The following is a 10,849-nucleotide window of genomic DNA, read 5'->3' as shown; positions in this document are numbered from 1 at the left end:
CGCGATCCGCACGCCTGAAATCTTTAAAATCATCGCGCAAAAGGTGGAGCCTGCCGAGATGATGAGGACGTTTAATATGGGCGTTGGTATGATCGTCGTAGCCCCGAAGCAAAACGCGGACTTCGTGCTCGCTAACTCGGGCGGCTACGTCATCGGCGAGGTCGTAAAAGGCGGGGGCGTACAGCTCGTGTAAATTTGAAGCGGTAAAATTTGCCGCTTTTTGTCAAAGCAGAGTTTATGTTTAGACTAAATTTTAAAGCAGGTATTGCGGTCGCCTCCAAAAACAGCGCCGAGAATTATTATATGATAGGCCTTGCGGACGACAGGTACGACTATAAAAACTATCTGCTTTTCCAAAGACCGATCAAGCTCGGACGGTACGAGGACGCAGACGCACCGCATAACGGCCTATACGCTAAGTGTAGGCGACGTGTGCTATAACGGCTGAAGGCTGTGAAAATCACTAGCGAGCTTATCGTTTTTGAAGTCCAAGACAGCATCATCACTGTGGATATCAGCGGCGTCAAAATTCCCAAACGCTTCATTCAGTATTGCAAAGAAATTTTCGGCGATCCGCTCAGCATCGAGGGATAAATTTATGCGCAGCAGCACGCAAAAACAATCTTTGCGATTATAAATATAAAGCCGAGATTAAAATTTAAGAGCGAATTTTAGATAGCGCACAGGATAAAGGTGGTTAAATAAAGCTATCAAACGCAACAAAACCTCCTCGCCGTAGTAAAATTTATTGCGGGATTTGCACATCGAATTCAATGCGAATATTATGCGACAAAAATTTACCCTGCCAGACCATAGCCAAATTCCACGCTCGATCTGTGGCCGCTTCCACTTTAAATCAGGCACACTGCCTATCGCTGCTGCCCTCTTGCGGCAAGCGCCGCAGACTTAAGGGATACGGACGATCATCTAGCGATCCACGCCGCCGTTTGCTTTTTTGGAAAGGCGATCGCTAGTGCGCCCACACTATCGCTTGTTCTTTTAAGAAGAGACGATCACCTTTTTAAATTTAAAATTTTATCTATGCGCTCGCGCCTTATTTTGCAAAATCTAAAATTTTAGCGATATTTTCGCGGCTGTAGAGCTCCGACATATTCCACGCTTTGGCGTTTGTCGCGGCTACGTCTATGACCTCATCTAGTACCTTACCTTCGATGCCAAGCTGCGCGAGATTAGTCGGCGTGCCGATCTTATCAAACCACGCTTTAAGTGCTGTAATGCCTTCATTCGCACTTTTAAGGCCGAAAATTTCACGAGCGAAACGCTCAAACGCGCTTAAATTTCTATCCTTATACCACCTCATCCACGCAGGCATTACCACGCTAAGACCGGCTCCATGCGCGCAGTCCACAACCGCGCTCATCGCATGCTCGATCATATGGTTCGGATAGCCGAAGCCACCCACGCCCACGTAGGTTAGTCCATTTAATGCCATTGTCGCGGCCCACGCAAACTCGGCGCGCGAATCGTAATCGCTCGGATCTGCGAGCAGGATTTCAGTCGTGCGGATGACGGTTTTGATGTTGGCTTCGATATAGGCTCGCACGATGTCCGGATGGACGCTAGCGGTAAAATACCCCTCGATGCTGTGGGCGATGATGTCGCTCGCGCTATATACGAGATACTCGCGGCTGACGGTTGCTTGCAGCTGCGGGTTTATGACCGAGACTTTCGGGTATAGACACGGCGCGCTGATCGGGTATTTTTGCCTGGTCTGCTCCTTGGTCACCACTCCGCCGCAGTTCATCTCTGAGCCCGTCGCGGCGAGGGTGATGATATCAAAAATTTTAAGCGCGACACTCGGACTTTTGCCGGTGAAAAAATCCCACACATTGCCCTCGCAGCAGGCGCCCGCGGCTACGGCTTTCGCCGAGTCCAGCACGCTTCCGCCGCCCACAGCAAGCACGCTATCGGCGCCAAATTCCTTAGCAAGCCCGATCGCTTCGTTTACTTTGCTTAGTACGGGATTTGATTTTATGCCGCCAAGCTGCGTAAATTCTATACCGCTTGCCTTTAAGCTGCTCTCCACGACGCCCATCAGACCGCTCTTTCGCACGCGCTCGCTGCCGTATAGTACGAGAGCTTTTTTCGCGCCCGCTTCCTTCATATACTGCCCGATATGCTCCTCTTTACCCTTGCCAAATTCTATCCTCACGGGGTTGCAAAAACTAAAATTTGTCATCTTCTCTCCTTTAAACAAAGTTGGCTAAATTATAGCCTTTTTTAAAATTTTGCGGTAGCACGATGGTTCAAATTCCTTGCCTAATCGTGTAAATTTAAATATAACCCGAGTAAATTTAAAGGAGAGCATAAACGAAGTAGATAAAATTTTAAAAGACGCCGCAAAGATCGCGGACGAGCTATATCCCACCTACGGACACGTTCAGACGCCTATAAAGGTGCTTAGCTTCTACCGTCAGAAAGCCTTCGGACTTCATCGCGACGATCTATGAACCCAGCGTGTGCTTGCGCCTGCGCGGCGGTAAAATGGTGGAATTTAGCGGCAAGCAGTATCGCTACGATACGCAAAAATTCCTACTTTGCGCAAACGACCTGCCGCTTTTGGGGCGAGTAGAGCACTGCCCGTTTCTATCGGTAAGCATTAAATTTCAAAGCGAGGACATTCTTGAAGCGCTAAAGGTGATAGAGGGGCAGAGCCGCGCTGGCAGACTTGAAAGCAGCCTATATTTCGGCATATGAGCTACGAGATCGCGGACGCCGTTTCTAGGCTCATCTCTTTGCTACGGCGGGAGCCTGCGAGCCTAAAGCACGTCGGGCGTTTGGCAATAAAGGAAATTTTATACATGCTGATCTTAAGCGGCGTGGGAGAATTCCTGAGTCGCTTCGTTATGCAGGGTACGGCGGAAAAACTCCATCGCGCGCGCAATGAGGGAAATTAAAATCCGCTTCAAAGAGCCGATCAACATGCGCGAGTTGGCGGCCGAGCTCGGCATTAGTCCGTCGTCGTTTTACCATAATTTCAAAAAAATTACCGCGCTAAGCCCACTTGATTTTCAAAAGCGCATTAGACTGCAGGAAGCTAGATATATCTTGCAAAACAGCGATAGCACGGCTTCTCAAGCGGCCTTTGACGTCGGATACGAAAGCCCGTCGCAATTCAGCAGGGAGTACGCGAGGATGTTTGGCATGCCACCTAAAGCTCACGCGCAGACGCTTCGAGACTAAGAAGCGGGTAAAATTAAAACGGTCGGTTTGGATGAGCTTCGGCAATCTTAAAAATTTTATGTCGAGCGTAAGCCAAAATAACTACGCAATAAAGTAGTATCCGTGATCAATATAAACTTAATAGGAAAATATCGCTTGTGATCAGCGAGCTAGCATCCACGACAAAAACGAACGCCCGGTAGAAGAATAGGCACGCCATAAGAGGGTCAACCAAGACACAAGAGAATAGTTGCGTGCAGTATGGCAACACACTGTAAAAACAAAAAAAAAGGGGGGGGGTATCACACTACAAGAAAGCGCGCCTATACCGTAACGATAACTGCCCCCTGCTTGCTTGCTGCTACGCTAGAAGTCATTGCCCATCTTCTTGCTAATTTTATAATTTCAATCCTGTGGCGTTTTATCACGCGACCTGCACAAGCAGAATCAGATCAATCGAAAAGCCTTAAATAAATTCAAATCAAGCTGAAACAGAAAAAACATTCTTAAAAATAGCTATTTTAGTATCATAAAATTTCATAAAAAATTTATTTACACTGATAAAAACACAATTTTTAATATGCGTCTAATAAGCAAAATAGTAATATTTTTACGATATTAAATTTCAGTAAGAAAGGAGAAAATATGGAATTTTTAATGGTTCTGATGTTTTTCGTCGCGGGCCTTTTGTTGTGGTTTAGACCTGAGAAAAAGCGCGCAGTTATGGGCTTTGGTATCGCGGGTATCGCTATACTCGTCATCATGATGGCGTGGGTGAATAAATTTGCCGTCGTGCCTATGGGAAATTTTTAGGAGCGAGCGATGGAAAGTATGCAAGATAAAATGTCTCAAAGCCTCATTCGCGGCGCCGAGATTTCTGCAGGCTGGGGCGAAGATGAAAAGCGATTTTTCAATCTTTTCGCCCTCGCGGCACTCGCTCTCATCGCTTTGCCCGTAGGTATCGCATGCCTTGTTTTGGGCTTTGGTATGGGCGATAGTCCCTGCATCATGTGCTGGCACGAGAGATTTTGCATGGTAGCGATCTCATTCGTGGCTTTGCTGATCGTTAGATACGGATTTACTGTCAAATACCTAGCCGCAATCCTCTTTTTAGCATGCCTTGGGCTATACGACGGCTTTTTGCATTACAGCCTAGACGGCACGGGCGGAGGATACCTCGACATAAAGCAGGGCTTCGGGCTTGAAATTTTAGGCGCGCACACGCAGTTTTGGGTCGTAGTGGTGCATTTTTGCGTCATTATATTTTTGGGCGTGATTTTGCTGCTAGGCAAAAACGTAGGTAAAATAATGCAAAAAAGCGAAGAGGGCGCATACGGCGTGGTTTTACCCAAATTTGCGCTAGGCAAAGTTGCAGTTGCGGTCTTTGCGATCATTATGGCTTTTAACTGCGTTCAGGCTTTCATCACGGCAGGTCCTCCGCCCTATCTAGCCTCCGCGACGCCTTCGCGCATGAGCGTCGATCCGTCAAAGTGGTTTTGGGAGCTTGATCACTGGGGGGAGACCGAAATTGACTTCCGCGAAAGCTGGAATCCAAAACTACCGAATTTACCGAAATGAGGTCGCGATATGAGAAAAATTTTAACTTTAACCCTTTTGTGCGCCGCACTGGCGGCGCTGGGCGGCGAATTTAATCTAAATCCTGCGGACGGCGCAGTGACAAATTTAACGCCGCTACGCAAAAGCGGCGAGATAACGCTAAATTTAAACAACAATAATCCCGTCACAGGGCTTGACTACGACGCGGCAAGCGGAAGCTTTTTGGTCGGCACGCTAAAATTCGAGCTCTACGAAATGGACGGCGAGCTAAAAACCGTAAAAAGCTATCTACGAAGCACGCCCGATTGGATAATACAGATGGAAAAGACCGTTGCAGCGAGCTTTTTTAAAGGCTCGGTAGGGCTCATAAGCTATAATAAAACCTATGAGTTTTTCAAGCCCGCACCGAACCAAAGCAAAGAGGAAGCAAACAAGGCGTGGCGCTATCTGCACGATGGATACGAAAATTTCACGCTTGATTTCAAAGATCGCTACTCCACCGTACGCGCCAAACAACAGTATATCCTAAGCTGGGATCACTCGGACTTTTACGGAGAGTTTTTCATCGCGAGCGTGCCTGATGATATCAAGCAAAGCTGGAGTATGGCGAGCTTTAGCGACGCCGATAATCTACTCTCGAGCGAATTCGTGCCGAGTTTCGATGAAGTCCTCGGCGTAAAAGATGGCAGAGACATAAGCGACTACTACGTCACGGGCATGGACGCGCAAGGCGAGTTTATTTATCTGCTTTCAAAGCAATACTCAAGCATCCTAAAACTCGATCCGCGTAGCAGAAAGATCGCGGAGGTTTATAGCTTTGAAGGCGCAAACGACGCGCATGCGCTAGCTATCAAGGATGGAAAATTTTACGTCGCGTCTAGAGAAAACGGAACGAATAAAATTTTTATTTTCGAGAGGTGAATTATATGCAGCTTTTATTTCATAAGACTAAAATTAAGCGAAATTAAAGCTATAAAAAGGGAAAATTTTACATAACAAATGGGCGTTTGTATATAAATTTTTTGGGCGTTTTACTACAATAATATCAATTTTAGTCTATTATAAAAATTTACCAGAAGGATAGTTGACGTGGATATATTAACTAAAAATATGGCATTAGAATTTTTAAGAAAGTCTTTGTTAAATAAAAATATCTCTTTTAGAGAAGGTCAATATGAAGCTATTGATGCCGTTGTTAACAAAAGAAAAAAAGTTTTGGTTGTACAAAAAACAGGATGGGGAAAAAGTATTGTATATTTTATTTCCACAAAATTTTTAAGGCAATGTGGTTATGGATTAACTATAATCATATCTCCACTGCTAGCGCTAATGAGAAATCAGATAGAGTCAGCAAAGAAATTGGGGCTCAATATTGCAACAATAAATTCATCAAATATAGACCACTGGAATGAGGTAAAAAGTAGCATTTTAAGCGATAAGATAGATGCACTCCTTATTTCTCCAGAAAGACTAGCTAACGAAGATTTTATGCAAAATATTTTAGAGCCAATTTCAGGAAATATTGGATTGTTTGTTATTGATGAAGCACATTGTATTAGCGACTGGGGCCACGATTTTAGACCAGACTATAAAAGAATTGTAAATATACTAAAGCAAATTCCTGAAAATACTCCCATTCTAGCCACAACCGCTACTGCAAATGACAGGGTTATTGAAGATATCAAAAGTCAAATTAACGGTATTTTAATAATGAGGGGTGATTTAAAAAGAGAGAGTCTTAGCCTGCACAATATAAGACTACCACATCCGTCTTATAGGTTAGCTTGGCTTGCAAAATATATTCCTTTATTTAAAGGTTCTGGTATAGTATATGTTTTAACTCAAAGAGATGCAAAGATCGTTTCAGACTGGCTTAATGAGAATAATATATCAGCAAGTCCTTATTTTAGTGATGTTACCAATGATAAATTTGAAACTAGCGATGCCTATAGGGAGTTTTTAGAAGATCAACTTATTAATAATAATGTAAAAGTTCTAGTGGCCACATCGGCACTTGGAATGGGCTTTGATAAGAGCGATATAGGGTTTGTAATACACTATCAAGCGCCAGGGTCTATTATCGGCTATTACCAACAAGTAGGTCGTGCAGGTAGAGGGATTGACAATGCATATGGGATCTTATTAAGCGGACACGAGGATGATGATATACATGATTTTTTCAGAAGATCATCTTTTCCAACCAAGGAAAATATTGATTTGATATTAGAATGTTTGGAAAGAAGCAGCATGGGTTTATCTATAGTTGAAATCCAAAAGGAACTCAATCTTACTCAAGGCGAAGTCGAAAAAACTCTAAAATATCTTAGTGTCGAACCAATGTCACCAGTGATAAAAAGAAATTCAAAATGGTTTAGGACACTAAATAAGTATTTTTATGATGAAGAAAAAATTAATAAAATTTTAGAAATAAGACACTCGGAATGGGATGAAATTCAAAAATATTTAGACACCGAAGAGTGCTTAATGTCGTTTTTGCAAAAAGCACTAAATGATCCAAGTCCTCAAAAATGTGGAAAATGCGCCAACTGTTTACAGCCGATAGGTAGTGATTTTTCTACTGATATAGGTTTAAAGGTAGCAGAATTTTTAAGAAAAAAATATATAGATTTTACTCCTAAAAAACAAGTAAGAACTGACGCATTAAGCACTTATGGAATAAGAGGAAAAATTCCCGAAGTATTAAGAGCAGAAAATGGGCGTATTTTGTCCAGATGGGAAGACGCAGGCTGGGGAAGAATTGTTGCTGAAAATAAGCATAACGGAAAATTTTCAGATGAGTTAGTTAATGCATTTGTTGAAATGGTTCATGATTGGAATCAAAACTTTTCTTGGGTTACATGCATTCCATCACTAAAGCATCCAGTTTTGGTTCCAGAATTTGCACAAAAGGTTGCCAATAAACTAAATTTACCTTTCATACAAGCTATAAAAAAAATAAAACCAAATCAAGCTCAAAAAATGATGAACAACTCCTATCATCAGGCAAAAAATCTCGATGGTGTTTTTGAAGTAGGTAATGGTATTCCAAATAAACCAGTATTGTTAATAGACGATATTATCGACTCCGGGTGGACTATAACAGTAGCTGCCATGCTCTTAAAACAAAAAGGCTGCGGGAATGTATTTCCTGCTGCGCTTTCAACAACAGGAAAATTATAATGAAACAACTAAGCTTAAATTCTCAGGCAATCATACTGCTTACGGCCTACTTTAATAAAAACGATAAACCTCTTACTATAACCGAATACTCTAATTTAGCGACCTGGCTTTTAAAATACAATATGACGCCAGCAGATCTTTTAGCAACAAATAATATTGATATTTTGAAAGAATACGAAGGCTCGAAAATTATACAAGATAGAATTTTATCTTTGCTTGATAGAGGAAATGCTATGGCATTATCATTGCAAAAATGGCAAAATTTCGGAATATGGGTTATAACGAGAGCAGACGAAGAATACCCAATAGTACTTAAAAGGAAGTTGGGGCAAAAATCTCCGCCTATTTTATATGGCGCTGGAGACAAGAAGATATTAAATACTAAAAGTATTGCCATTGTTGGATCGCGAGATGCTTCAATAGATGATTTGGAATTTGCATTTCAGCTTGGAAAAAAAATTGCTTTGTGCGGATATAGTGTAGTCTCTGGAGGAGCAAGAGGAATAGATGAATCTTCGATGTTTGGCTCTATTGAGGCTGATGGTACTACTATTGGAATCGTTTCGGACACGTTAGCGCAAAAAGTCTTATCTAAAAAATATAGAGAAGCTATACAAAATAATAATTTAACTCTTATAAGCCCGTATTATCCAGATGCAAAATTTAATGCAGGCAATGCCATGGGAAGAAACAAATACATCTATGTATTGGCAAAAAGCTCCGTGGTAATCCACTCCGGCTTAAAAGGTGGAACATGGGAGGGTGCAAAAGAAAATTTAAAAAATAAATGGACGGATCTTTTTGTAAAAAAGAATGATGATGCAATGGCTGGAAATTCTAAATTGCTTGCTATGGGCGGGATTGAATTGCCAAATTTAAATGATATAGAGTATTTATTGGATTATAAGCAAAAAGATCTGACTACTGATGAAACAATAGAAGAAAAAATTTTAAAATTAATCAATGGTAAAAAAATGACGATAGACGAGATATCAAAAGATATAAATGAGCCTTCAAAACTTGTAAAAAATGCAATAGAAAAATTATTGAAATCAGGCAATATTGAAAAACACAAAAATCGCCCTTTACGCTTTAGTAAAACAGTAAAGCTGATAGGATTATAAAAAGGTCGGGCGGGTGCCCGACCAGTATCAGAAAGGAGGAGTTAAAATATATAGACCGCGCCGAGCACGATAAACGCCCTTAGGCAGAAGCCGCCCACAAGCACGCCGTATTCGTTATAAACACAGCTTTTTATCTCCTCGCCGCCGTGCGCGCAGACGTTGCCGTCCGCATTTACGCTGTAGCTGCGAAGCATAAATTTGCTTCCGCCTAACAGCGGCAAAGCAAGCCCAAACACGACAAAGCCTATCCAAAACATCGGCGCAAGCGAGCCGCTGACTATCTTGGTTACGCTAGCCATACCCGCAGCCTCGCTTTTTACGCTAGCAAATAGCGCTAGCACCGCAACGATCTCAAGCGCAACTAACACGACGTGAAATTTATGCGCGCAGTGGCTTAGTCCGTGCCCGGCATTTAGCGTAGCGGCTGCGTTTGCGCTAAGCCCCGTGGAGATCGCAGAGATCGTAAATAAAATCGGTAGCCACACGCTATCCCAAAGCGGGATCGCCTTTACGACGTAAAGCAGTAGCCCCGTATATCCCATCACTCCAAGCGCCAAAATAGCTCCGAGCGTGAGCATCATATCGCAAATTTTACCGCTCTTTTTGATCTGCAAAAGCACCAAAACGCTGATTACTATAAAAAACGTAAGCAGATACGTACCTATGCTCATCATCGAAACCGGACGCGTGTAGAGCTGTAAAATTTTAAGAGGATTTATCGTAGCGCTCGGCGCCAGATCAAATAGCAAAAGTGCAGTTCCTATTATTACCGCTACTGGTGCTAGCAGAAAGCCGAATTTATAAAACCTCTCGTTTAATGAGCCCAAAAAGCCCTTGTAGGCCAAAGCCGAGCACAAAAATGCCCCGGCGCCTAAACCGCCTAAAAATAGATAGATGACTATGAGCCATCCCCAAGTCGTCTGTACCATTGTCATTCCTTTAAATTTTTAAAAATTTCAGGGTCTTTTAGCGCACTTTTAAGCGCATCCATCTCGCTATTTAAGTAGAGATTTAAAAAGCCCCCGAAGTTCTTCCAAACGTCTAAATTTGCGTGCTCGTCGCAGCGAGCGGCAAATTTGCAAAACCACTGCGACGGATGAGCAGCAATAAATTCCGCCTTTTTACGCAAAATTTCGTTAAATTTAGCCTCATCCTCCGCCTTTAGCGCGCTAAAACTTAGAAAATAAAGATATTGTAGCTCGTACCCGATGAAATCGTCGGGAAATTTATCAAGCTGCGCATCCTCGAGCTTTAGCCCAGAGCTCTCGTAAAAGCTTCGCACCTGCATCGTCTTTGCCCCGAACATCGTTTGATAGTCGAAATACACCGACTCGTAAGGCTCGGCTTTGGGGCGCTTAGGACCTACGAAGAGCCTATTGAATTCGTAGCGAATTTCATCGATTAAGCTTGGCTCGCTTTTGCATTCGGCAAATTCGAGGATAAATTTATGTTCTTTAAGCTTAGGCGCAAAATCCTGCGTCAAATTTAAAAGCTCGTCCAAATTTTCACCGGTAAGAGGCACCAAAAATACCTGCCTCAAAAAGTCCTCGACGCAAAGGCTCTGCTTTAAATTACGCATCTTTTTATCCTTAGTGGATAACCTCGTTGCGCTTCATGCGAGGATAGAAGCGGATATTCGGCTTCGTAAAAAAGCGTTTAAAGCCTGGCATCTCTTTCTCCATCCCCGCGCTATCGCTCACGTCGCTATCGACCAGCTTTAGCACGTCGCAAGGACAGCCCGCTACGCACGCAGGCTCCTCGCCGCGCTCGAGCTTCTCGGCGCAGAGGTTGCATTTTTGCGCTTT

The 10,849-nt window shown here is 43.1% G+C and carries 16 protein-coding genes; 12 read left to right on the top strand and 4 right to left on the bottom strand.

What is annotated here, in order from left to right; genetic code table 11:
- The 3 genes from Q0144_RS06020 to Q0144_RS06010 all read left to right on the top strand — a co-directional run.
- Positions 1–193 (top strand): AIR synthase-related protein (locus Q0144_RS06020; RefSeq protein ID WP_298062570.1); only part of this gene is annotated, 193 nt, incomplete at its 5' end.
- A 44-nt stretch (positions 194–237) separates the two neighbouring features.
- A complete protein-coding gene (locus Q0144_RS06015; protein WP_298062568.1) occupies positions 238–441 on the top strand; it encodes a hypothetical protein in 204 nt (67 codons plus the stop codon).
- Between the two features lie 12 nt (positions 442–453).
- Positions 454–594 carry a hypothetical protein gene (locus tag Q0144_RS06010; RefSeq protein ID WP_298062566.1) on the top strand — a complete coding sequence of 47 codons (141 nt, stop codon included), beginning with the start codon at positions 454–456 and terminating at the stop codon, positions 592–594.
- 460 nt (positions 595–1,054) lie between these two features.
- On the opposite strand, the gene Q0144_RS06005 is transcribed toward Q0144_RS06010, so the two are convergent.
- Positions 1,055–2,200, bottom strand: a complete 1,146-nt coding sequence (locus tag Q0144_RS06005) for an iron-containing alcohol dehydrogenase (RefSeq protein ID WP_298062564.1) — start codon at positions 2,198–2,200, stop codon at positions 1,055–1,057.
- A gap of 76 nt (positions 2,201–2,276) precedes the next feature.
- Between Q0144_RS06005 and Q0144_RS06000 the strand changes: the two genes are divergently transcribed.
- From Q0144_RS06000 to Q0144_RS05960, 9 genes are all read left to right on the top strand, one after another.
- A complete protein-coding gene (locus tag Q0144_RS06000; RefSeq protein WP_298062562.1) occupies positions 2,277–2,471 on the top strand; it encodes a hypothetical protein in 195 nt (64 codons plus the stop codon).
- A gap of 7 nt (positions 2,472–2,478) precedes the next feature.
- Positions 2,479–2,718, top strand: coding sequence for an AraC family transcriptional regulator N-terminal domain-containing protein (locus tag Q0144_RS05995; RefSeq protein ID WP_298062560.1), 240 nt, complete (start codon positions 2,479–2,481; stop codon positions 2,716–2,718).
- Positions 2,715–2,918: an AraC family transcriptional regulator N-terminal domain-containing protein gene (locus Q0144_RS05990; protein ID WP_298062558.1), complete on the top strand. Its 204-nt coding sequence runs from the start codon at positions 2,715–2,717 to the stop codon at positions 2,916–2,918. Before Q0144_RS05995 ends, Q0144_RS05990 begins: the two co-directional genes overlap by 4 nt.
- On the top strand, positions 2,905–3,204 hold the full coding sequence (locus tag Q0144_RS05985) for an AraC family transcriptional regulator (RefSeq protein ID WP_298062556.1): 300 nt from the start codon (positions 2,905–2,907) through the stop codon (positions 3,202–3,204). The genes Q0144_RS05990 and Q0144_RS05985 overlap by 14 nt, the downstream gene beginning before the upstream one ends.
- Positions 3,205–3,828: 624 nt before the next feature.
- Positions 3,829–3,996 (top strand): hypothetical protein, encoded by a 168-nt coding sequence (locus Q0144_RS05980; RefSeq protein ID WP_291938627.1) that lies wholly within the window; start codon positions 3,829–3,831, stop codon positions 3,994–3,996.
- 9 nt (positions 3,997–4,005) lie between these two features.
- A complete protein-coding gene (locus Q0144_RS05975; RefSeq protein WP_298062555.1) occupies positions 4,006–4,761 on the top strand; it encodes a disulfide bond formation protein B in 756 nt (251 codons plus the stop codon).
- 9 nt (positions 4,762–4,770) lie between these two features.
- Complete coding sequence (locus Q0144_RS05970) at positions 4,771–5,661, top strand: hypothetical protein (protein WP_298062553.1); 891 nt, start codon at positions 4,771–4,773, stop codon at positions 5,659–5,661.
- A 168-nt stretch (positions 5,662–5,829) separates the two neighbouring features.
- A complete protein-coding gene (locus Q0144_RS05965; protein ID WP_298062551.1) occupies positions 5,830–7,920 on the top strand; it encodes a RecQ family ATP-dependent DNA helicase in 2,091 nt (696 codons plus the stop codon).
- Complete coding sequence (locus tag Q0144_RS05960) at positions 7,920–9,044, top strand: DNA-processing protein DprA (protein ID WP_298062549.1); 1,125 nt, start codon at positions 7,920–7,922, stop codon at positions 9,042–9,044. The genes Q0144_RS05965 and Q0144_RS05960 overlap by 1 nt, the downstream gene beginning before the upstream one ends.
- 41 nt (positions 9,045–9,085) lie before the next feature.
- On the opposite strand, the gene nrfD is transcribed toward Q0144_RS05960, so the two are convergent.
- The 3 genes from nrfD to Q0144_RS05945 all read right to left on the bottom strand — a co-directional run.
- Positions 9,086–9,973, bottom strand: coding sequence for an NrfD/PsrC family molybdoenzyme membrane anchor subunit (nrfD, locus tag Q0144_RS05955; RefSeq protein WP_298062546.1), 888 nt, complete (start codon positions 9,971–9,973; stop codon positions 9,086–9,088).
- Positions 9,974–9,975: 2 nt separating this feature from the next.
- Positions 9,976–10,623, bottom strand: a complete 648-nt coding sequence (locus tag Q0144_RS05950; RefSeq protein ID WP_298062544.1) for a molecular chaperone TorD family protein — start codon at positions 10,621–10,623, stop codon at positions 9,976–9,978.
- A gap of 10 nt (positions 10,624–10,633) precedes the next feature.
- On the bottom strand, positions 10,634–10,849 hold a 216-nt coding region (locus Q0144_RS05945; RefSeq protein WP_366111344.1), incomplete at its 5' end, for a 4Fe-4S dicluster domain-containing protein.

Origin of the sequence: uncultured Campylobacter sp., from assembly GCF_938045345.1 — a bacterium.
In the GTDB taxonomy this organism is placed as follows: domain Bacteria; phylum Campylobacterota; class Campylobacteria; order Campylobacterales; family Campylobacteraceae; genus Campylobacter_B.
Note: the sequence above shows the minus strand (reverse complement) of the source record. Positions and strands in the feature narration are given on the sequence as shown.